This is a genomic window from Enterococcus sp. 22-H-5-01 (genome assembly GCF_050310005.1).
GTDB lineage: Bacteria > Bacillota > Bacilli > Lactobacillales > Enterococcaceae > Enterococcus_A > Enterococcus_A hailinensis.
In genome coordinates this window covers 901,475-923,161 of the sequence record NZ_CP189993.1, presented here as the reverse complement: position 1 = coordinate 923,161, position 21,687 = coordinate 901,475, and the positions used below count along the sequence as shown (strand labels likewise).

The 21,687-nt window shown below is 37.0% G+C and carries 24 protein-coding genes; 19 read left to right on the top strand and 5 right to left on the bottom strand.

Annotated features, from left to right (window positions below):
• The first annotated feature begins 29 nt into the window (after positions 1–29).
• Both tpiA and eno read left to right on the top strand, forming a co-directional pair.
• Complete coding sequence (gene tpiA / locus ACQKTA_RS04675) at positions 30–785, top strand: triose-phosphate isomerase (protein ID WP_332580243.1); 756 nt, start codon at positions 30–32, stop codon at positions 783–785.
• Positions 786–894: 109 nt separating this feature from the next.
• Positions 895–2,208, top strand: coding sequence for a phosphopyruvate hydratase (gene eno, locus ACQKTA_RS04670; RefSeq protein WP_427814369.1), 1,314 nt, complete (start codon positions 895–897; stop codon positions 2,206–2,208).
• Between the two features lie 46 nt (positions 2,209–2,254).
• Here the strand turns inward: eno and ACQKTA_RS04665 are convergent, their stop codons facing one another.
• A complete protein-coding gene (locus ACQKTA_RS04665) occupies positions 2,255–3,880 on the bottom strand; it encodes a SulP family inorganic anion transporter (RefSeq protein WP_427814368.1) in 1,626 nt (541 codons plus the stop codon).
• 244 nt (positions 3,881–4,124) lie between these two features.
• Between ACQKTA_RS04665 and ACQKTA_RS04660 the strand changes: the two genes are divergently transcribed.
• The 13 genes from ACQKTA_RS04660 (at position 4,125) to ACQKTA_RS04600 (ending at position 13,656) form a co-directional block, all read left to right on the top strand.
• Positions 4,125–4,574 (top strand): YueI family protein, encoded by a 450-nt coding sequence (locus tag ACQKTA_RS04660; protein WP_332581201.1) that lies wholly within the window; start codon positions 4,125–4,127, stop codon positions 4,572–4,574.
• 189 nt (positions 4,575–4,763) lie between these two features.
• Entirely contained in the window at positions 4,764–6,374 is a 1,611-nt protein-coding gene (locus ACQKTA_RS04655; protein ID WP_332581200.1) for a CTP synthase, read from the top strand.
• Between the two features lie 182 nt (positions 6,375–6,556).
• Positions 6,557–7,426, top strand: a complete 870-nt coding sequence (locus ACQKTA_RS04650) for a class II fructose-bisphosphate aldolase (RefSeq protein ID WP_427814367.1) — start codon at positions 6,557–6,559, stop codon at positions 7,424–7,426.
• Between the two features lie 258 nt (positions 7,427–7,684).
• Complete coding sequence (locus ACQKTA_RS04645) at positions 7,685–8,956, top strand: UDP-N-acetylglucosamine 1-carboxyvinyltransferase (protein ID WP_332581197.1); 1,272 nt, start codon at positions 7,685–7,687, stop codon at positions 8,954–8,956.
• A complete protein-coding gene (gene rho / locus ACQKTA_RS04640) occupies positions 8,957–10,252 on the top strand; it encodes a transcription termination factor Rho (RefSeq protein ID WP_332654251.1) in 1,296 nt (431 codons plus the stop codon). It abuts the gene before it with no gap.
• A gap of 99 nt (positions 10,253–10,351) precedes the next feature.
• Positions 10,352–10,615 (top strand): type B 50S ribosomal protein L31, encoded by a 264-nt coding sequence (locus tag ACQKTA_RS04635; RefSeq protein WP_071858506.1) that lies wholly within the window; start codon positions 10,352–10,354, stop codon positions 10,613–10,615.
• Positions 10,616–10,778: 163 nt separating this feature from the next.
• Positions 10,779–11,096: a DsrE family protein gene (locus ACQKTA_RS04630; RefSeq protein WP_427814366.1), complete on the top strand. Its 318-nt coding sequence runs from the start codon at positions 10,779–10,781 to the stop codon at positions 11,094–11,096.
• 304 nt (positions 11,097–11,400) lie between these two features.
• Positions 11,401–11,670 (top strand): 30S ribosomal protein S14, encoded by a 270-nt coding sequence (rpsN, locus tag ACQKTA_RS04625; protein WP_332581194.1) that lies wholly within the window; start codon positions 11,401–11,403, stop codon positions 11,668–11,670.
• A 64-nt stretch (positions 11,671–11,734) separates the two neighbouring features.
• Positions 11,735–11,908: a 50S ribosomal protein L32 gene (gene rpmF, locus ACQKTA_RS04620; protein ID WP_332581193.1), complete on the top strand. Its 174-nt coding sequence runs from the start codon at positions 11,735–11,737 to the stop codon at positions 11,906–11,908.
• 12 nt (positions 11,909–11,920) lie between these two features.
• On the top strand, positions 11,921–12,298 hold the full coding sequence (locus tag ACQKTA_RS04615; protein ID WP_332654242.1) for a hypothetical protein: 378 nt from the start codon (positions 11,921–11,923) through the stop codon (positions 12,296–12,298).
• Between the two features lie 19 nt (positions 12,299–12,317).
• A complete protein-coding gene (gene rpmG / locus ACQKTA_RS04610) occupies positions 12,318–12,467 on the top strand; it encodes a 50S ribosomal protein L33 (RefSeq protein WP_332581191.1) in 150 nt (49 codons plus the stop codon).
• A 27-nt stretch (positions 12,468–12,494) separates the two neighbouring features.
• Positions 12,495–13,517, top strand: a complete 1,023-nt coding sequence (locus ACQKTA_RS04605) for a CobW family GTP-binding protein (RefSeq protein WP_427814365.1) — start codon at positions 12,495–12,497, stop codon at positions 13,515–13,517.
• Between the two features lie 28 nt (positions 13,518–13,545).
• Positions 13,546–13,656 (top strand): putative metal homeostasis protein, encoded by a 111-nt coding sequence (locus tag ACQKTA_RS04600; protein ID WP_427814364.1) that lies wholly within the window; start codon positions 13,546–13,548, stop codon positions 13,654–13,656.
• 19 nt (positions 13,657–13,675) lie between these two features.
• On the opposite strand, the gene ACQKTA_RS04595 is transcribed toward ACQKTA_RS04600, so the two are convergent.
• On the bottom strand, positions 13,676–15,175 hold the full coding sequence (locus ACQKTA_RS04595) for a helix-turn-helix domain-containing protein (RefSeq protein WP_427814363.1): 1,500 nt from the start codon (positions 15,173–15,175) through the stop codon (positions 13,676–13,678).
• Positions 15,176–15,491: 316 nt separating this feature from the next.
• On the opposite strand from ACQKTA_RS04595, the gene ACQKTA_RS04590 reads away from it, so the two are divergent.
• On the top strand, positions 15,492–16,109 hold the full coding sequence (locus ACQKTA_RS04590) for a PepSY domain-containing protein (RefSeq protein WP_427814362.1): 618 nt from the start codon (positions 15,492–15,494) through the stop codon (positions 16,107–16,109).
• A gap of 50 nt (positions 16,110–16,159) precedes the next feature.
• Here ACQKTA_RS04590 and ACQKTA_RS04585 read toward each other — a convergent pair whose 3' ends face one another.
• The 3 genes from ACQKTA_RS04585 to ACQKTA_RS04575 all read right to left on the bottom strand — a co-directional run bounded on the left by ACQKTA_RS04585 (position 16,160) and on the right by ACQKTA_RS04575 (position 18,314).
• Positions 16,160–17,083, bottom strand: coding sequence for a LacI family DNA-binding transcriptional regulator (locus ACQKTA_RS04585; RefSeq protein ID WP_427814361.1), 924 nt, complete (start codon positions 17,081–17,083; stop codon positions 16,160–16,162).
• 21 nt (positions 17,084–17,104) lie between these two features.
• Positions 17,105–17,377: a hypothetical protein gene (locus tag ACQKTA_RS04580; protein ID WP_407855636.1), complete on the bottom strand. Its 273-nt coding sequence runs from the start codon at positions 17,375–17,377 to the stop codon at positions 17,105–17,107.
• Positions 17,378–17,450: 73 nt separating this feature from the next.
• The gene (locus ACQKTA_RS04575) at positions 17,451–18,314 is read right to left on the bottom strand and encodes a radical SAM protein (RefSeq protein ID WP_427814360.1); all 864 of its coding nucleotides are present in this window, start codon (positions 18,312–18,314) and stop codon (positions 17,451–17,453) included.
• Positions 18,315–18,565: 251 nt separating this feature from the next.
• Here ACQKTA_RS04575 and alsS point away from each other — a divergent pair, with 251 nt between their 5' ends.
• From alsS to ACQKTA_RS04560, 3 genes are all read left to right on the top strand, one after another.
• On the top strand, positions 18,566–20,218 hold the full coding sequence (gene alsS, locus ACQKTA_RS04570) for an acetolactate synthase AlsS (protein WP_407857423.1): 1,653 nt from the start codon (positions 18,566–18,568) through the stop codon (positions 20,216–20,218).
• Between the two features lie 13 nt (positions 20,219–20,231).
• Positions 20,232–20,945, top strand: a complete 714-nt coding sequence (budA, locus tag ACQKTA_RS04565) for an acetolactate decarboxylase (RefSeq protein WP_427814359.1) — start codon at positions 20,232–20,234, stop codon at positions 20,943–20,945.
• A gap of 176 nt (positions 20,946–21,121) precedes the next feature.
• A complete protein-coding gene (locus ACQKTA_RS04560; protein ID WP_332654207.1) occupies positions 21,122–21,598 on the top strand; it encodes a GAF domain-containing protein in 477 nt (158 codons plus the stop codon).
• Positions 21,599–21,687 lie beyond the last annotated feature (89 nt).

The following is a 21,687-nucleotide window of genomic DNA, read 5'->3' as shown; positions in this document are numbered from 1 at the left end:
CCTTACTACCAAAAAAGGAGTTTTTTTAAATGCGTAAACCTATTATTGCTGGTAACTGGAAAATGAACTTAACTGCTTCAGAAGCAAAAGATTTTGCAGAAGCAGTAAAAAACAACATTCCTGCAAACGATAAAGTGGATTCAGTTATTGGATCACCAGCTTTATTCTTACAAGAATTAGTAGAAGCAGCTAAAGGCACAGAATTAAAAATTTCTGCTCAAAACTGCTACTGGGAAAATGCTGGAGCATTCACTGGTGAAACTTCACCTGCAGCTTTAGCTGATCTTGGTGTGGACTATGTGATCATCGGCCATTCAGAACGTCGTGAATACTTCCACGAAACTGATGAAGAAATCAACAAAAAAGCCAAAGCTATCTTTGCAAATGGCATGTTACCAATCCTTTGCTGTGGTGAATCTTTAGAAACATACGAAGCTGGTAAAACAGCTGAATGGATCGAAGGACAAATCAAAGCTGGTTTAGCTGATCTTTCTGCTGAACAAGTTTCAAGCATGGTTATTGCTTATGAACCAATCTGGGCTATTGGTACTGGTAAATCTGCTGACGCACAAATCGCTGACGAAATCTGTGGCGTTGTTCGTTCAACAGTTGAAGGTATCTATGGTAAAGAAGTTTCTGAAGCTGTTCGTATCCAATACGGTGGTTCTGTTAAACCAGAAAACATCACTGAATACATGGCTAAAGAAAACGTTGATGGAGCTTTAGTTGGTGGAGCTAGCTTGAAAGCAGATTCATTCTTAGCTTTATTAGAAGGCGCTAAATAATTTTCAGAAAATTACAGATTTTATTTGCAACTACTCGTAATTTTCACTAATATATGGTTATAAGGGCTAATACCCTATAAAAAAACAAAACTCAAAGGAGAGACAAAACATGTCAATTATCTCAGACGTTTATGCTCGCGAAGTCCTAGACTCACGTGGTAACCCAACAATCGAAGTAGAAGTTTATACAGAAGACGGCGCATTCGGCCGCGGTATGGTTCCTTCAGGTGCTTCAACTGGTGAATACGAAGCCGTTGAATTACGTGATGGCGACAAAGCTCGTTACGGCGGAAAAGGTGTTACTAAAGCTGTTGATAACGTAAATAACGTTATTGCAGAAGCTATCATTGGCTACGATGTACGCGACCAAGCTGCTATCGATGCTGCAATGATCGAATTAGATGGCACTCCTAACAAAGGTAAATTAGGTGCGAACGCTATTCTTGGTGTTTCTATCGCTGTTGCTCGTGCAGCTGCTGACTTCTTAGAAATCCCATTGTATAACTACCTTGGCGGATTCAACACTAAAGTATTGCCTACTCCTATGATGAACATCATCAATGGTGGATCACATGCTGATAACTCAATCGACTTCCAAGAATTTATGATCATGCCAGTTGGCGCTCCTACATTCAAAGAAGCTTTACGTTATGGTGCAGAAGTATTCCACGCTTTAGCTTCAATCTTAAAATCAAAAGGTTTAGCTACTTCAGTTGGTGACGAAGGTGGATTCGCTCCTAACCTTGGTTCTAACGAAGAAGGTTTCGAAGTAATCATCGAAGCTATCGAAAAAGCTGGCTATGTACCTGGTAAAGACATCGTTCTTGCTATGGATGCTGCTTCTTCAGAATTCTACGACAAAGAAAAAGGTGTTTACGTTTTAGCTGACTCAGGCGAAGGCGAAAAAACAACTGAAGAAATGATCGCATTCTACGAAGAATTAGTTGCTAAATACCCAATCATCTCAATCGAAGACGGCTTAGACGAAAACGACTGGGAAGGTACTAAAAAATTAACTGAAGCTTTAGGCGATAAAGTTCAATTAGTTGGTGACGATTTATTCGTTACAAACACTCAAAAATTATCTAAAGGTATTGAAATGGGCGTTGATAACTCAATCCTTATCAAAGTTAACCAAATCGGTACTTTAACAGAAACTTTTGAAGCTATTGAAATGGCTAAAGAAGCTGGCTACACTGCAGTAGTTTCTCACCGTTCAGGTGAAACAGAAGATTCAACAATTGCTGACATCTCTGTTGCTACTAATGCTGGTCAAATCAAAACTGGTTCTCTTTCACGTACTGACCGTATTACTAAATACAATCAACTATTACGTATCGAAGACCAATTGGGTGATGTTGCAGAATACAAAGGTATCAAATCTTTCTACAACTTAAAAAACAACCCATTCATCGCTAAATAATTAGCAAATCAAAGAGCTGTGAGGATATCCCTCACAGCTCTTTTTTTTACAATTGATGCATGGCTTGTAAGGCATGAGCAACTGTTGGGTGTTGCTTTGGTGATTGATGTTTTTGTTTCTCCCATAATTGCTGGAATTGTTTTTCTACTTCTGGTTGCATAGATGTGAAAATTAATTGTTGGTTATTCAACGCTGCGACTGAGAAATAGTCAGCAAAGATATCTAATGCCGTTAAATCGATGCTGGGAACACCGCGTAAAGAGAAAATCAAGCCTTCTTTATCGATGACCTGGTCTAATTCTTTTTTCAACTGGCTGGCAGACATAAAGAACAAGGGACCAGTGATATACATGACAGCCCAATCGGAACCGGCGCTTGAGTTAGGCAGAGCCATGCGATCCCAATCGATTTCTTCCGTTGTAATTGAAATTCGTGCACTTTTAGCAATAAAGAAAATACAACCGCAGATAATCCCGACGACGATTGCGATACTTAAATCAAAAATGATTGTACATAACATGGTGACAAAAAATAAAATTAAAGCCGTACGTTTCTTTTGAGTGATCATATTTTTGATCGTAGCCCATTCATGCATACGCCAACTAGTAATCATTAAAACACTAGCTAGAGCAGCCATTGGAATTTGCGACATGATTGGTGCGAAGATCAACATAGATAGAAATAAGAACAAGGCATGAAAAATTCCAGTTAAGCGGGTTTGTGCACCAGATTTAATCGCGACGCTCGTCCGTGCAATCGCCGCTGTAGCAGGAATACCGCCAAAGAAAGGTAAGATGATGTTCCCAATACCTTGAGCAACTAATTCTTGATTGCTGTCTAAATCTTTGCCCGTCATTCTACCAGCCGAAGCACCGCAGAGTAAACTCTCAATCATTCCGAGCATTGCAATGCTAATTGCCGGAACGATTAAGGATTGAATCATCGGCAAATTCAATTGTGACAATTTCAAGTGGGTGCCGGTTAATAGAGACGTTGGGATCGTCCCGATCTTTGCAACGGGCAGTTTGAAGACGACAGTAACAAAGGTGGACAAGATAATCACCACTAATGAGCCGGGCAAGACTTGATTCCATTTTTTAGGATAAAAAATTAAAATCAATAAAACAATCAGACCTAACAAAACGGTTGGAATATCAGGTGAAAAACCTAGTGACGAATAACTGAGCAGCTTTTTAATTGCTGAATCACCGGTTGATGTAGTCCCGAAAAAGTTATCGATTTGGCCTAAAGCAATAATAATGGCGATCCCTGAAGTAAAACCAGTAATAACTGGTGATGGGATAAACGAAGTTAAACTGCCTAATTTAAATATTCCGGCAAGTAATAAAAAGATCCCCGCAATAAATGTAGCGACTAAAACACCTTGTAGGCCTTGACTAGCAATAATGCCCATTAAGACAGCAGCCATGGCACCAGTTGGTCCGGATATCTGATAGAAACCACCAGAAAAACTCCCAATCACAACTCCCGCAATAATAGCAGTAACCATGCCTGCGGCAGCATCTGCTCCGCTAGAAACTCCAAAAGCTAAAGCTAGAGGCAAGGCAACAGCAGCAACAGTTAGACCAGCTAATAGATCTTTCTTGAGCTTGTCTAAAGAATAATGTGAAAACTCTTGTTGCAATAAATTTTTGTAACGTTTGATTATCATACACTCCTTGTTGAAAACACGACAAAAGCCCGTATGCAACGGACTTTTGGTTGATTTTCAAATTTTTAAAAACCATTTTTAACTATAAAATAGTAGAAATAAAAGTACAATGGTTTTTCTTTGATTCTTAGGAGACTCTTTCTTGTTTGTTAAAAAGTGCGCATGTATTCCGGCAATTATTCAGCATTTTTTGAGTTCTTTTGATATACTTAGAACAATAAAATCAATTTTAGGAAGTGATTGTTTGGCAAAGGATGAATTGCAACAGCATTTGGATAAAGGAAGATATGGTTCTCCTAAAATCAATCCTGATGAGCAAAGAAAATATTTAGGCACATTTCGTGAACGATGTCTCGTAAGTATGACTGTCCGAGAAATGAGTAATCAAACTGACTGTGAACATCTATTGATGGAGATCAAAAAGTATCCGGAGGGTAAGTTATTGATTAATGGAGAAGTAGCGGAAAAGGTGCAGCAAGCCTTTATCAAACTAGCTTCTAAAAACGCAGTTGATTTTACGATTGTTAATGATGCTACTGTTGAAAACGAAGATAGCATTGGAGCGTTACTGGTCACAGATCATGCGGTCAATGAAGAAATCATCGATATTGAAGAAAAATATCCAACGGATAAAACAATTACAGAAGCAGAACCGAAAGAGAAAAAAAGCTTTTTTGGACGGCTATTTGATTAAATAAAAATAAGCTGTAATTAATTTCTGTTGACATTTTCGGCAAGTGTGGGTATTATACTGCTTGGGCACCCTTTTAGTAAGGGTCAAGTGTTTAGTGAATTCATAGCTCCCTATTCAGTTTGGATAGGGAGCTTTATTTGTTTTTTCTAGACGTTTCCTGCAAATTAGTATGAAGGAGTTTTATCATTTATGACAAAGTATATTTTTGTAACTGGCGGCGTAGTTTCATCAATCGGGAAAGGGATCGTGGCAGCTTCACTGGGACGTTTGCTTAAAAATAGAGGATTGAAAGTTACTATCCAAAAATTCGATCCTTACATCAATGTCGATCCAGGTACGATGAGTCCTTACCAACACGGAGAAGTTTTTGTAACAGATGATGGTGCTGAAACGGACTTAGACTTGGGTCACTATGAACGTTTTATCGACATCAATTTAAACCAATACTCCAACGTAACGACAGGAAAAATCTATTCAGAAGTTATTCGTAAAGAGCGTAAAGGCGAATATCTAGGTGCAACAGTTCAAGTTATCCCACATATCACAAATGAGATCAAATCAAAAATCATGCGTGCGGCTAAAATGACTGATTCAGATGTGATCATTACCGAAGTCGGCGGAACAGTTGGGGATATCGAATCTTTACCATTCCTAGAAGCTTTACGTCAAATGAAAGCAGAAGTTGGTGCGGACAACGTAATGTATATCCATACAACATTGATTCCATACTTAAAAGCTGCTGGTGAAATGAAAACTAAACCAACACAACACAGCGTAAAAGAATTACGCGGTTTAGGTATTCAACCAAATATTTTAGTCGTTCGTACGGAACAACCTGTTTCTCAAGGAACAAAAAATAAATTAGCGCAATTCTGTGATGTTGATCCAGAAGCAGTCATTGAATCACGCGATGTTGAAACATTGTACTCTATTCCATTGGCATTACAAGCACAAGGAATGGATCGAATCGTTTGTGAACATTTAAAAATCGATGCACCAGAAGCAGACATGACAGAATGGCGTGCGCTTGAATCAAAAGTCTTGAACCTTAAGAAAAAAGTTAAGATCGCTTTAGTTGGTAAATATGTTGAATTACCTGATGCTTATATTTCTGTTGTTGAAGCGTTGAAACATTCTGGTTTTGCTTTTGATTCAGATATCGAAATCGATTGGGTCAAATCAGAAGATGTGACACGTGAAAATGTTGCTGAAAAATTGGCAAGTGCTGATGGTATTTTAGTACCTGGCGGATTTGGTGATCGTGGGATCGAAGGAAAAATCGAAGCGATTCGTTTTGCTCGTGAAAATGACGTCCCATTCTTAGGAATTTGTTTAGGTATGCAAATGGCCTGCGTAGAATTTGGTCGTAATGTCGCTGGACTTGAAGATGCTCATTCAGCAGAAACAGTTCCAGGTGTAAAACACAATATCATTGATTTAATGGCAGACCAAGAAAATGTAGAAAACCTTGGTGGAACATTACGTTTAGGTCTATACCCATGTAAATTGAAAAAAGGTACCAAAACTGCAATGGCGTACAATAATGAAGAAGTAATCCAAGAACGTCACCGTCACCGTTTTGAATTTAACAATCAATACCGTGAAATGTTTGAAGAAAAAGGCTTGGTCTTCTCTGGTGTCTCTCCAGACAATCGTTTAGTTGAGATCGTAGAAATTCCTGAAAATAAATTCTTTGTCGGATGTCAATTCCACCCAGAATTAATTTCTCGTCCAAATCGCCCTCAACCATTAATCAAAGCTTTTGTCGGTGCATCATTAGAAAGTAAAGAAGCAAAATAGTAAAAAAGACTGAAAGGATTTGAATCCTTTCAGTTTTTTTTTGTAAGAAAAGAAAAAAAGTTGCAATGTAAAGGTTTTATCGGATAGTTGGGAGTAGCAAAGCGGGCGAATATTTGTTAGAATTAACACGTTAGTTAAGCAATGCTTAACCAAATAGTAAAAAACCTTAGGAGGAATTTTTTATGCCAGTAGTATCAGGAGCAGAATTTCTAAAAGCTGCACGTCAAGGCGGATATGCAGTAGGTGGATTCAACACAAACAACTTAGAATGGACGCAATCAATTTTAAAAGCTGCAGAAGCTAAAAAAGCACCAGTTCTAATCCAAACTTCAATGGGCGCTGCAAAATACATGGGTGGTTACAAAGTTGCAAAAGACTTAATCACTAACTTAGTTGATTCAATGGGTATCACTGTACCAGTTGCAATCCACTTAGACCATGGTGACTATGAAGCTGCTTTAGAATGTATCGAAGTTGGCTATACTTCAATCATGTTCGATGGTTCTCATTTACCATTTGAAGAAAACTTGAAATTAGCTAAAGACGTAGTTGAAAAAGCTCACGCTAAAGGTATCTCTGTTGAATGTGAAGTTGGTTCAATCGGTGGTGAAGAAGACGGAATCATCGGCGCTGGTGAATTAGCTGACGTTGAAGAATGTAAACAAATGGTTGCTACAGGTCTAGATTACCTAGCATGCGGAATCGGTAACATTCATGGTGTATACCCTGAAAACTGGAAAGGTTTAGCATTCGACCACTTACAAGAAATCGCTGATGCTGTAGGTTCTGAAGTACCTCTAGTATTACACGGCGGTTCTGGTATTCCTCAAGAACAAATCGAAAAAGCTATCTCAATGGGTATCTCAAAAGTTAACGTTAATACTGAATTCCAATTATCATTTGCTCAAGCAACTCGTGAATATATCGAAGCTGGTAAAGATAAAGAAGGAAAAGGCTTTGACCCTCGTAAATTGTTAGCACCAGGTGCTGCTGCAATCGTTAGAGATGCTGAAGAACATATCGACTGGTTCGGTTCAGCAAACAAAGCTTAATTTGTTTGAATCAAGAAGATGTATGCCAACTATTGGCATGCATCTTTTTTTACATAGAAAAAGAAAAAATTAATTGTTTAAACATTTACAGAGTTATTTAAAACGTTTTTTCTAATATTCATCTTTTAAAGGTTTTTGTAAGGCTTTTCATTTAATAATCTTCTGAGTTTTGGGAATGCTTCCTTTTTATGCTAGTAATAATATGCTAAAATAATTCATGGTCTATCAACTTAAAAATAATTAATTAGGTGAATATAAATGAAAAAAATTGAAATCCATGGCGGAAAGCCATTATCAGGTAATATTACAATCAGCGGCGCTAAAAATAGTGCGGTCGCATTAATTCCAGCAGCAATCATGGCAGATTCTCCCGTGACTTTAGAGGGAGTACCCGATATCCAAGATGTTCATTCATTGATTGAGATTTTAGAGATCATGGGTGCAGAAGTTACTTTTGAAAACAATCGAATGGTCATTGATCCGACGAATGTTAAATCAATCCCGATGCCGAGCGGCAAAATCAATTCTTTACGTGCTTCTTATTATTTTATGGGATCTTTAGTTGGTAAATTTGGTGAAGCCGTCGTAGGATTACCAGGAGGTTGTTTCTTAGGTCCTCGTCCAATCGATTTGCACATCAAAGGATTTGAGAGTCTAGGGATCAATGTATCCAATGAATTAGGAGTAATTTATTTACGAACAGAAGAAGACGGCATGAAAGGCGACCGCATTTTTATGGATGTGGTTTCTATTGGTGCGACTATCAATGTTATGTTAGCGGCTGTAAAAGCCAAAGGAAAAACAATCATTGAAAATGCTGCAAAAGAACCCGAAATCATTGACGTTGCTACATTGTTGAACAACATGGGTGCGAAAATTCGCGGAGCAGGTACAGATGAAATTAGAATCGAAGGTGTTGAAGAATTGCATGGCTGTGTGCATTCGATCATTCCTGACCGAATTGAAGCAGGAACTTATTTAGCTTTAGCAGCCGCAATCGGTGAAGGCGTAACAGTCAATAATGTCATCTATGAGCATATCGAAAGTTTCATTGCTAAGTTAGAAGAAATCGGTGTAGAGATGAATATTTCTGAAGACAGTATTGAAGTCTTACCATCGAAAAACTTGGAAATGGTTGATGTGAAGACATCACCATATCCTGGTTTTGCGACGGACTTGCAACAACCTTTGACTCCGTTATTACTAAAAGCCAAAGGTTCAGCAGAAATCATCGATACAATCTATTCTAAACGTGTCAATCACATTCCCGAATTGGTCCGCATGGGTGCTGATGCACGCGTAGAAGGAAATATGATCGTATTGAATGGTCCAAACAAATTACATGGTGCAGAAGTAGTCGCTTCTGATTTACGTGCAGGTGCGTGCCTTGTGATCGCTGGATTGATGGCCGAAGGAAAAACAACGATCTATAACGTAGAATATATTTTACGTGGATATGATCATATTATTGAAAAATTGACAGCTCTTGGTGCGACTATCGAAATGATCGATGAGGAAGAGGCAGAGTAAATGAGCGATTATTTAACAATGGCGGAACTTGAAAACAAGACGCTAAAAGAAATCTATGCTTATGCTAAAGATTTCAAAATTCCCTATTACAGTCAAATGAATAAAAAAGAATTGTCATTGTCTGTGATTCGTGCTCAAGCAGAAAAACAAGGATTCTTCTATATGGAAGGCGTCTTAGATATCGTAGGACAAGATGGCTATGGTTTCTTACGCCCAATCAATTATGGCTCAAGTGCAGAAGACATCTATATTTCTTCTTCACAGATCCGTCGTTTCGGTTTGCGAAACGGGGATTTGGTTGCGGGGAAAGCGCGGCCGCCGAAAGAATCTGAACGCTATTATGGCTTGATGCATGTTGAAAGTGTGAACGGCAAAGACCCAGAAGAAGCAAAAGAACGACCACATTTTCCAGCTTTGACGGCGTTATATCCGGAAGAGCAATTAGTTTTGGAAACGACATCTGGCCGCTTATCGACTCGAATGATCGATATTTTTTCACCAGTCGGTTTTGGACAACGTGGCTTGATCGTGGCGCCACCCAAAGCAGGTAAAACAACGATTCTAAAAGAAATCGCCAATGGTATCACAGACAATCATCCAGATGTTGAATTAATCGTATTATTGATCGATGAGCGTCCGGAAGAAGTAACTGATTTAGAGCGTAGCGTCAAAGGCGAAGTCGTGTATTCTACCTTTGATCAACAACCGCAAAATCATACCCGCGTTTCTGAATTAGTTTTAGAACGTGCGATGCGTTTAGTAGAGGACAAACGTGATGTAGTGATCTTAATGGATAGCATCACGCGTTTAGCGCGGGCCTATAACTTAGTAGTTCCGCCAAGTGGACGTACGTTAAGCGGAGGGATCGATCCAGCAGCTTTATATAAACCGAAAAAATTCTTTGGTGCCGCTAGAAATATCGAAGAAGGCGGAAGTTTAACGATTTTAGCGACGGCCTTAGTCGATACAGGCAGTCGGATGGATGATGTTATTTACGAAGAGTTCAAAGGAACCGGAAATCTAGAATTGCAGCTTTCTCGTGACTTAGCTGAACGTCGTATTTTCCCTGCTATTGACATCAAAAAATCAGGGACTCGTAAAGAAGAATTATTGATGCCGGCCAATCGTCTCGAAGAAATTTGGAAAATTCGCAATAATATGGTCGGTGATTCACTAGAATATACCGCACAATTTATTAACTTTTTGAAAAAATCTAAGAATAACGAAGAAGTCTTCAAAGCATTCAAGGATGTTTCTTTCGGTGGAAAAACTCCCCGTCGAAATCAAAAAAGATAATTGCATTGTTAGATTATTCATGATAGTATATTCATGTTGCGAATTGCAAAAATAACTCTGAACCAGCAAATGATTCAGGGCAAAGGAGCGAAAAAAACTATGAAACAAGGAATTCATCCAGAATATCACCCAGTAGTATTTATGGACTCAACTACAGGTTTCAAATTCTTGTCAGGTTCTACTAAATCTTCACAAGAAACAGTTGAATGGGAAGACGGAAATACTTACCCAGTAATCCGTGTCGAAGTTACTTCAGACTCTCATCCTTTCTACACTGGTCGTCAAAAATTCACTCAAGCAGATGGACGTGTGGACCGTTTCAACAAAAAATACGGTCTCAAAGACGAAAACGCTGCAGAATAATCAAAACATTGTTAAGACAACGTTTAGCAGACTATCCACTTTGGATAGTCTGTTTTTTTATTTATCTGGTTTGATGTGTGTCTTTTGAAAAAGCGTCATGACTTAAAAAAATTGAAATTATTGCTACAATAGAGTAACAAGTGTTATGGAGAGGATGATTTTAATGAAAGTAGTTTTTCATGTAGATGAATTAGAAAAATGGTCAGAAGCTGCTAAAAATATCAAAAATTTACTAAAATTGAAACCTGATGCTGAAATTATTTTAGTCGTTAATGGAAGTGGGATTCAAAGTTATCAATTAAAAGTAGCGCATGAGTTTATCTCGAGTTATCCAATGGTTTCTTTTCATGCTTGTCAAAATGCTTTGAAAGCTTTTCATTTAGAAAAGTCGGATTTACCTCAGGGGGTAGAAGTCGTACCAGCTGGTGTGATCGATTTAATTGAATTACAGGAAAAGGGCTATGCCTATATCAAGCCTTAGAAACGAAAAAAATCTCTTTGATCCGTCTTAAGCGTAGCTGCTTTAAGAACGTAATCAAGAGATTTTTTTTACTTATTTTAGGAGTTTGATTTTGAGGGCTACTTCCATTTTAGAAAATATTTTGGCTGAAACGTTATCTTTAGAGTGTTTTTAGCACGCTTATATGTTTCTGCATTCATCTGAATAAAATTTCATGTTATTTTTTATTGACAGAAGTGAAATTTATTGGTAAAGTTCTTTTTGTCAAATCGTAACAGTTACGAATTACTGAGTGTAAATCGGAATGGAAGGAAGCAAAAAAAGAATGGCTAAGAAATCTAAAATCGCAAAAGCGAAAAAGCAACAAGAAATGATCGAAAAATATGCTGAAATACGTATGGAGCTAAAAGCTAATAAAGATTATGCAGGTTTAGCAAAACTTCCAAAAGATTCAAATCCAAATCGTCTAAAATTACGTGATCAAATCGACGGACGCCCTCGTGGATACATGCGTAAATTTGGGATGTCACGTGTTAAATTTCGTGAATTAGCCCATAAAGGCGTGATTCCAGGTGTGAAAAAAGCCAGCTGGTAATCAATTAAATAAAAGTATAGCATAAAAAATCAAAGTAACAATATGAATATTAGGAGGAATTACCTTGGCAGTACCAGCTAGAAAAACATCTAAAGCAAAAAAAAGACTACGTCGTACACATGATAAAATTGTAAAACCTGAAATTTCTTTTGATGATGCAACTGGTGATTATCACCGTAGTCACCATGTATCACTTAAAGGATATTATAAGGGCCGCAAAGTAATCGACAAGAAATAAGAGGTGAAGGTCTTGAATATCATTTATCCGCCACTTGTAGAACAAAGTTTTCATTTTTATCGTGAAAATGGTGAAGAACAATTTAGTAAAAGCGAATTATATCGCTCAATGGTGGAAAACCATATTATCACTGAAAATGGTTCTCCCACAGTTGAAGCAATTGAACGAGGATTGATTCAAGATTTTTATGAAGAACAGGGTCTGTCGTTTGATGAATTTTTGACAATCTACCCAATTTTTGAAGCATATGATCCTGAGCTTTTCCAAAACATCGATGGTTTTTGGGAGATGCCTGTATCATTGAAACAAGAATTATTAGCTCAATTAAAACAAGGTCAGTTCGACTATGATAGCAAAACGCAGCTCGAAGAGTATTTTAGCGAAAGATAATAGGAAAAGGTGAGTAAGAATGAGACAAAATATTATTTTAGAATGTGTTGAAACAGGAGAACGTTTGTACTTAACAAGCAAAAACAAACGTAACAACCCAGATCGTTTGGAATTAAAAAAATATTCTCCAAAATTACGCCGTCGTGCGATTTTCCGAGAAGTTAAATAGAAATTTAAAAGAAATAAGGTGGATATTTTGGGAATTCCAGTCACGATTGTTTCCGGCTTTTTAGGTTCTGGTAAAACGACGCTGATTAATCAAGTATTAGCAGCCAGTAATTTACCAAAAGAGGAAATCATCATTATTGAAAATGAATTTGGAGAAACAGGAATCGATCACGAACTGTTATTGCACACGAAAGAGCAAGTTCTTCAGCTGAACAATGGCTGTATGTGCTGTAGCTTAAGAGGCGACTTGATCAATACATTGGAAAGTATTGAAGATGTAACGAGAGAATGGCGGATCACTGTATCACAAATCATTATTGAAACGACCGGGATCGCGGATCCACAACCGATCATTCAAACATTATTGACAGCGCCGACGTTACATAATCGTTACTATATCGATAGTATTTTGACGGTCGTTGATACGCATCATATCATGGATTATCTAAAAGAACCATTGATCATGAAGCAGATCGCGATCGCTGATCGGATGTTTCTTTCTGTTAAAGAAGAAGCAGATAAAGAACGATTGCCAGAAATTGGCCGTCTTTTGTATAGCATTAACCCATTGGCAGATCAGCTTGAATTTTATAAAGATCAAGCCGTCATGGCAACTGAATTTTTCAATTTGAATAAATTTCAGGCACCTGTTTTGATAGAAGAAGAGCACAGAGAGCATGCTGAAGAGCATCATCATGACGATCATGGCCATGAACATCATGAGCACGAGCATCACCATGATCATGATGACACCCATGGTTTCCAATCATTATTACTTGAAACAGATAAAGTTTTGAATAAAGCATTATTGGTACGCTGGTTAGATTGGTTAGTTTTTTCTAATCAAGAACGCCTTTACCGCTTCAAGGGAATGGTCACTTTAAAAGATCAAGAATTGGCAATGGCATTACAGGGTGTCAATCAACAAATCAATTTTCAATTAACGACCTTACCCGCAGGTATGACGAAAATTGTTTTGATCGGAAAAGAATTGAATGTTGAGAAAATCGAGCGCACGTTCGAACGACTTTGTACAGCCAGCAATCAATGAGTTTGATTAAAAACTAGTGGAGGAAATCATGGGAAAAACAGATATTTCAAGTGCATATCGTCGCTTAAGAAGTCCTAATATTAAAACAAGAAAACGAGCGTTGAAAATTATCAAAGAATTTAAACGTAATAAAAAATAGAAAAAAGCGAGCGTCCATCCTAGATGATACGCTCGCTTTTTTCAGTTAGATAAGCTAGTTCACTGATTAATTTATTGATGCGGATGTCATCGATTTTTTTACTTAAGGCAGTCAGATTTTTTCTAGAAGGTACATCAGCAATGACAAAAAGTTTTTCTGCGGGGATATCCTCAGTCGGAAAATTAGTAATGTAGAGATCTGAAGTAAATAATTCTGAAGTAAAATCATTGCCATACGATTGTGGTCGTACGATCAATGAAACTTTCTCATGATAGCTTTTTTCTAAGTAAAAAGCTAGTAGACTAATATGTTTGACGCCTAGATCACTACAAATTTCAGTGACGACCGACTGGCGTAAAGCATCTAATTGTGTAGGCAGATTTTTCCAATGAATAAATAAGCCAAAAAGAAGATGATCGAAGTACATGGAGTACCAGGGAGTCGGATTTTTTGTTTCGAGATTGATCAAGGCTTTTTCTAAGACTTTAGAAAAGACAGTAAAGTCTTTTTTGAGGGTTAAGCTATTGTAGTGTTCGCGATTATACGCAATAAAATTTTCATAAGGATAGACTTTATAAGAAGTGTAGACCGACTTTAATAAATTTAAACAATTTCTACGACTCCTTTTGGAAAAAGTCAGTTTTAAGACGTCACTGACTGTCGTTAATAGATGATCACAAAGCATCTCGACCTGTTGTTCTTCTTCAAGCGAGTCCCAGGCAATCGATTGCCAAAACAATGTGTAAAACAAATCATTTAAGTCTGATTCTTTTAGATAAACTTCCAAATGTCTTGTAGAATCTTTAAGCGCCTCCTGTTGAGCAATAACTGTATTGAGCAAATGTATCGGCTGAGATGGTAAAGTGATGGTATATCCTTGTTCTGATCGAATCAAACTTACGGCAATCAAGAAGGCTAGTTTATTTTGTTCATAGGGTGTTAATTCTAGCTGTAAAATAGTATTGAGGTAGTGGACGGCTTGATCAAGTTGTCCTTTTTCTATGTGAAAAGGCCATTCCAGTGAATCATAGACCTCTAAGAAGTAACTTGTCATAAATAGACGAATTTGTAGTTCATCTGTTCCAGAGATACATAGATCATGACGATCGACAAGGAGTTCACGTCTTTCTAGCCCTTTGTTCAATTGGACGATCCGGCGATAAAGGCTAGAAGAACTTAAAAAAAGTTCTTTTTCTAAGTCAGTTCTTAATTTTCCAGGTTTAAAAAAAAGTAATTCTAGTAATTGAAAACTGGGACTTTCTTTGATCATTTTAGAAAAGATTTCTTGGACAGAACGATTGTCTTTTTCGGATAACCGCAGTTCTGATAGATCATTCTTTTCAATTTGCACAATATCTCCCCACTGAGCATTGATCTCATGACAATTGGTTAAAATTGTTTTTGGTACAGCATCAATTTTTTCGGATATTTCTTTTATTGGGACGAAATTATCAGCATTATGAAGAATCTCGATAATATCGATTTGTCGATTGGTAGTGGAAGATAAAGCGTTTCTCATCATAAATCGCCTCTATTCAGTTAATAATTTTAGTATAAAGCAAAAAAAGCGAACTTGATATAGCAGATTGCTAAATAGATAACTTAATAACAATAAATTTATAAAAATTATCAGCCTAAAATATAAATAAAAGCGAATAAATAATATTAAATAATGGAGTTTGAACTCATTAATTGGTCTAGCTGTAATTTGAATTAATAAGAAATGTTACAAAAAGATGTAACCGTATTCCTTTCTTTATAAAAGACTAGATGATAGTATTTTAAATATGAGAGAGTTGTTATTAATAGAAGCTATTAAAAAAGGAGGATATCTTATGAAACAGATGCTTGTTTTAGGTCTATCTTTAATTGCACTAGGAGGATTAGCTGGATGTGGTTCTTCTTCAACTGGAGATACGAATGAGAGTGCCAGTACTAGCCAAAGTGAATCAGCAATGAGTAGTAATGAAGTAACGAGTAGTAGTGAAGGAACAAATACTAACGGAGAACGAAATGTTAGCGTAGAGGATGCTATTCAAATCTTTAAAGATAACTATTCTGATACAGCGATCACATCACTTGATTTAGAACGATCTTTAGGTAAGTACGTGTATAAAATAGAAGGTGTAGACGATAATAAAGAATATGAACTGCAAATAGATAGCGAAACAAAAGAAGTATCAAAAAAATCAGAAGAATCATTGGATACAGATGAACAAGCTGGCGTGAAACGTAAAGCGGACAAACTAGACTTGAACAAGCTGTTAAGTATTGACGAAGTATCTAAGATCGCAGTCAAAGAGGCCGGCAATGGAGAAGCAATAGAATGGTCACTGGATAAAGATTTGGATATCACTTATTGGGAAGTCAAAGTAAAAGATGGACAAAAAGAAACCGAAGTCAAAATCAATGCACAATCAGGTAAGGTATTGGCAACTGATTTAGACGATTAAAAATACGCTGTTAAAGTAGATAAGTTGTCTACTTTAACGGCGTATTTATTTTAGCGTTCAATAAAATCATGTTGGATACATATTTTTTCTTTTTTATTTTCAAAGAAAGCGTTAAATGCACGTTGCCCAATTTCTGTTAAATGATGATCAATACTAGAAAAGCCCAGTAAGCGACTGACTAGAATATTTTCTCGCCCAACAACTAAAGGAGCTGAATTTCCGTATTGCTCTAAGATAATAGCAGCTACTTCATCACCATTCGTTAAAATTCCGTCTACCTTTCGTTTTTTAAAAAAGGCGGCAGCCTTTTCGCCATCCTGACCATGAACGCAACAATCCCAAAAAATATTTTGTTCATTAAATTGCGGAAAAACCTCTTTTACAACTTGCAAAGTCACCTTTGAATTATGACTGATGTTTTTGCTGCGGCCTAATGTGATCCCAACGTGCTGCACACCATGAGCTTTTAGAAACGTAAAAGCTTCACGTAAAGAGTTATCTAAATTGTAGTACACACAACTAACATCGGCATCAGGTATATTCTCACAAAAAATAATTGGGCCGTAACGATGATAATCTTTAAATGCTTCAATCGGATTTGATTTGGTTGTAACGATCAAGCCATCATACATTTTAGTTGAAAATTCTTCGAGGTAGCGTTGTTCAAGTTGCGGATCATAATCTGTCGGCAACAAAGTAACACGATAATGGTGCTCAAATGCAGCTTCCATGATTCCATTAAGCATCTGATCATAGTATGCATGATTAATGAAAGGCAGTATAACACCAATATTTTTTGTTTTACCATAACTCAGATTCTGAGCCGAACGATTGGGGACATAATTTAGTTCCTTCATCACAGCTAGAATTTGTTCACGTTTTTTTTCATCGACATAAGGATGATTATTGATGACACGTGAGACGGTTGAAACAGAGTAGCCGGTCATTTTTGCAATATCGCGAATATTAGCCATAGAACACCTCGTAGAAATAATTTATGCTGCCAGATTGTCTCTCAAATATTCTGTCACTGCCGGCCCTGTTTCATAAAAAGTATAGCGGCGGTCTTGATAGAAAAAACTAATAATCGGACTACCAAAAGATTCATCGATTATTAAATGCTTGATATCAGCTAAACGCAACGTTGTTGTGATAGGGCGTTTGAAGCCTTGTGGCCGTGTTAGAGTCAATTGGCTTTCAGAAAAGTGTAGAGAAACTTGAAAATGATCCTGTGTTGTATTGCTCTGGATGTTCACATATGTATTCATAAATCTTCCTCCTTTTTCTTTACAAACGAAGTATAGTTTATGAAACGAGTTTCAGAGCAAGTAGTTTGTTTTTCTAAAATAAAGAAAGTTGTTCCCGCTTGTCTTCAAAGGTTTGCAGATACTGGAAAACGTCTTCTGTCTTCCACAGAATACCATGTTTTTTACATGTATCGCTAAAGAGAGCCATTAAATGATCGTGTTGTGGGCTAGTACAAATATAACTATCTCCAAAAACGGATAAATATTTCTGTTTCATACCTGGGAAATATTTATCTAATTGGTGATAAAAATATTCTCGATTTCCAGCACGTAAGGTGACACCGAAACCAAAACACATAATTGCTTTGACGCCTGCTTCGATGCAATAGGCTAAAATACCACGTAAATTCTCTTCACTATCATTGATAAAAGGCAAAATCGGAGAGAGCCAAACGACAGTTGGTACACCGCCTGCTTTAAACTGCATCAAAGTCTCGAAGCGTTCTTTAGTTGTAGAAACATAGGGCTCTAAAATTTTGCATAGTTCTTCATCGTAAGTAGTTAATGTCATTTCTACTACAGCTTTTGTTTTTTGATTGATTTGTTTTAACAGCTCAAGATCACGCAGGATACGAGTGGATTTTGTTTGGATAGCAACTCCGAATTCATAACGTTCAATCAATTCTAAGGCACCGCGAGTGATTCGTAAACGCGGTTCTAATTGAATATACGGATCAGTCATTGCACCGGTAGTAATCATACAAGGCTGTCTTTTACGTTGTAATTCACGCTCAAAAATTTCTAGAGCGTGTTTCTTGATTTCAATGTCTTCAAAGGGATGATTTAATTGATAACAATCACTTCGACTATCACAGTAAATACAACCATGAGTACATCCGCGAAAGAGATTCAAATTATTTTTAGCTGACAAAATGCTTTTGTATTCTTTATAGTGCATAGAAACACCTCCGAACAAATGTTTGCTTAAATTATCTCATAGAAAGGGTATAGGGACAATCAAAATTTATTAACCTAATTTTAAGAAAGGAAAATCTTTTTATATCAATGAAGAAAGCGTTTAACAGAAGATGACCCTTTTTTTACTTTCTAATAAAACAATTATTTTTGATGTTTCATCTTTGATAAATAAAGATATTAGTGCTATATTATCAAAAGTTAGTAATACAGATTTCAAGGAGATGTAGTACAGTGAGTAAAAAAGGTGCAGAAATTATTGTCAATAGTTTAGAAAATCATAACGTTCCTTATATTTTTGGGATTCCCGGTGCGAAAATCGACGGCGTATTTGATACATTAGAAGATCATGGTCCAGAATTGATTTTAGCGCGTCATGAACAGAATGCGGCTTTTATGGCTCAAGCGATTGGCCGTTTAACCGGTGAACCTGGCGTAGTCATCGCTACCAGTGGTCCTGGTGCAAGTAATTTAGCAACGGGATTAGTGACTGCAACGGCAGAAGGCGATCCAGTAGTAGCTTTAGCAGGACAAGTAAAACGTTCAGATCTTTCAAAACTGACCCATCAAAGTATGGATAACGCTGCACTATTTGCTCCGATTACCAAATTTAGTACAGAGATTCAGGACTCGGAAACACTATCAGAAAATATTGCAAATGCTTTTCGAATTGCTAAAACAGCTAAAAAGGGTGCAAGTTTTCTTTCAATTCCGCAAGATGTAACTGATGGAGAAGTAACCAGTGAAGCAATCAAACCGTTATCAGCACCTATATTAGGTACGGCGTCAGATGAAGACATCGCTGATTTGGCTCAACGAATCAGTGAAGCAAAATTACCTACACTATTAGTTGGGATGCGTGCTTCTGGGAAAAAAGAAACCGCAGCAATTCGTAAACTTGTTGAGAAAACCGGCTTACCGGTAGTAGAAACGTTCCAAGGAGCAGGGATTATTTCTCGTGATTTAGAAAAACATTTCTTTGGACGTGTGGGGCTTTTTCGCAATCAACCTGGAGATATGTTGCTAAAACGCAGTGATTTAGTTTTGGCTGTCGGCTATGATCCAATCGAGTATGAAGCTCGAAACTGGAATGCTGAAAAAGATGCACGGATCATTGTGATAGATGAAGTACCAATGGAAATCGATCAATACATGCAACCAGAAGCGGAACTAATCGGGAGTATAGCAAAAACAATTGAAAAACTAAGCGATACGATCACTAATTATCAATTATCTTCAGATGCAGAAAATTATTTAGCGACATTGCAAGAAAGGTTAAGCAACGGGGTACAAAAAAATAAAACTGTAGCTGGCCGTGTCCATCCGTTAGAAGTCATCGACTCTTTACAAAAAAATGTGACAGATGACATGACCGTAACAGTAGATGTGGGCAGTCATTATATTTGGATGGCTCGTCATTTTAGAAGTTATGAACCTCGTCACTTGTTATTTAGCAATGGAATGCAAACCTTGGGTGTGGCGTTACCTTGGGCGATCTCAGCTGCTTTGGTCCGACCAAATACACAAATCGTTTCAATCTCTGGCGATGGGGGCTTCTTATTCTCTGCTCAAGAACTTGAAACAGCTGTTCGTTTGAAACAAAAAATCATTCATTTGATTTGGAATGATGGTAGCTATAACATGGTTGAGTTCCAAGAAGAAATGAAATACAACCGTTCTTCTGGTGTCCACTTCGGACCAGTAGATTTTGTTAAATATGCAGAAGCTTTTGGCGCAAAGGGTTTACGTGCAACAACAAAAGAAGAATTAGAAGCGGCAATCAATGAAGGATTTGCAACAGATGGCCCTGTAATCATTGATATTCCGATCGATTATTCTGATAACAAAGAATTAGGTAAAACGATTCTACCGGATCAATTTTATTAAGAGGGGATTTTGCATGACAGTGAAAACTAAAAAATATATTTATCAACATGGAACACTTGGTGGTTTGATGCAAGATTTGATGGATGGAACAGAAAAAATCGGAAAACTATTAGATAATGGGGATTTTGGTTTAGGAACACTTGCTGGTTCAAATGGTGAAGTGATCATTTTGGACGGTACTATTTATCACGCAAACGAAGCTGGCGAGATCCACCAGCTGTCTGGAGCTGAATTAACACCTTATGCAGCAGTGACTTCTTTTGTTTCGGATCAACAATTCCAAATAAACAACCAGTCTGATGATAAAATAAAGGAAATGATTTTAGCGAAAATCAGTAAAAATTTGTTTTCAGCTGTTCAAATTAAAGGAACTTTTAAAAAGATGCATGTCCGTGTTGCACCTAAACAAGAAAAGCCTTATCCGCGCTTTGTAGATATTACACGTAATCAACCAGAATTCCATGCAGAAAATATCTCAGGAACAATTGTGGGATTCTTTACACCAGAATTATTTCATGGGGCATCAGCAGCTGGTTTTCATCTACACTTTATTAGTGATGATCACCGTTTTGGTGGACATGTTTTAGATTTTGAATTGAATACTGGTGAAGTCGATTTGATGGAATTGGCTGAACTACGTCAACATTTCCCTGTCGATAATGAAGATTATTTGAATAACGAAATTAAATTAGCTGAAATTTCAAAAGATATTGAAGAAGCAGAATAATAAGCAAAAAGCTGAGCCAAAGTATTTAGATACTTTGGCTCGGCTTTTTTGTTAAGAGAAAGGAAATGAAACGATGGTGTTCTTGTTTGGATTACGTTAAAATTAAGCCATCAATTTAGAAAAATTGAAAAAATAGAATTTTAAACAATAAATGATCCATAGTTGGAGGAATAGATATGAGCTGGGAAAATCAGGAAGCCAAAGAAGCGGCCTATCAATTATTATTATTGCAACAAAAAGCATTACTTGAAGGAGAAACAGATTTAATTGCGAATTTAGCAAATTCTTCTGCATTATTGAATCAAACATTGAAAGCAACGATTTTTGCAGGATATTATTTATTTAAAAATGATGAATTGATTTTAGGGCCTTTCCAAGGAAATGTTTCATGTGTGCATATTGCCATGGGCAAAGGTGTTTGCGGAGAATCAGCAGAAAAAAATCAAACATTGATTGTTGAAAATGTTTTGGAGCATAAAAATTATATCGCTTGTGATTCAGCGGCGCGATCAGAAATCGTTGTTCCTATGAAAAAGGGAGAGCAGTTGATTGGTGTGCTAGATTTAGATAGTTCAGAAATAGGCATGTATGATCAAATCGATCAGTTTTATTTAGAACAATATGTCTCATTATTGTTAGATAATCTTGTTTAAAGCACGTATTAAGATTTAAAAAAGAGGGTTATTTAATAAATAGCACCTTTATTGTGGTTTTTTATTATATTTAATGCTATTATATAAAT